This is a genomic window from Roseateles sp. P5_E11 (assembly GCF_054049355.1).
Genome location: NZ_JBFUMO010001197.1, coordinates 1 through 561 on the forward strand (window position 1 = coordinate 1; position 561 = coordinate 561).

The 561-nt window shown below is 66.2% G+C and carries 1 protein-coding gene; it reads left to right on the forward strand.

Features of this window, described 5'->3' with window-relative positions; translation table 11 throughout:
* A partial coding sequence (locus tag ACXJKR_RS34305; protein ID WP_457326665.1) for an alpha/beta fold hydrolase occupies nucleotides 1-561 on the forward strand: 561 nt, incomplete at both ends.

The window sequence follows — 561 nt, forward strand, 5'->3', positions numbered from 1 at the left end:
CTTGATTTCGTCTCTCCTAGCAAGAGTCCCAGGACGCACCTGGGCGGGGCGCCGTTATCCTCGCCGGCAATGTTTGGAAACATGCCGATAAACGCCAGCGCCGCCACCATCGCCGCAGATCCGCTCCCCACCGCGCCGGCCGTGGCGGYGGAGCGCACACTGACGCCGGTCTGGGTGCTGTTGCGCGGCCTGTCACGCGCCAGCGGGCATTGGGGGGTTTTCCCCGAACATCTGCTGCGCGAATTGCGTGCGTTGCAACCGGCGTCCCGGCTGCTGCTGCTGGATCTGCCCGGTACGGGTGCGCTGCGCCGCCAGGCCAGTCCTACCCAGGTGTTGGCCATCGTTGATGCTTGCCGTGAACAGTTGCAACGCCTCGGCGTCAATGGGCCGGTGTCGCTGGTCGGCATGTCGCTGGGCGGGGCGGTGCTGAGCGAATGGGCGAGCCGCTATCCCAGCGAGGTTGAGGCCGGCGTGCTGATCAACCCCAGCCTGCGGCCTTTCAGCGAGTTGTTTCGCAAGCCGCATCCGCTGAACTATCTTGGCCTGTTGCTGCTGTCCCTG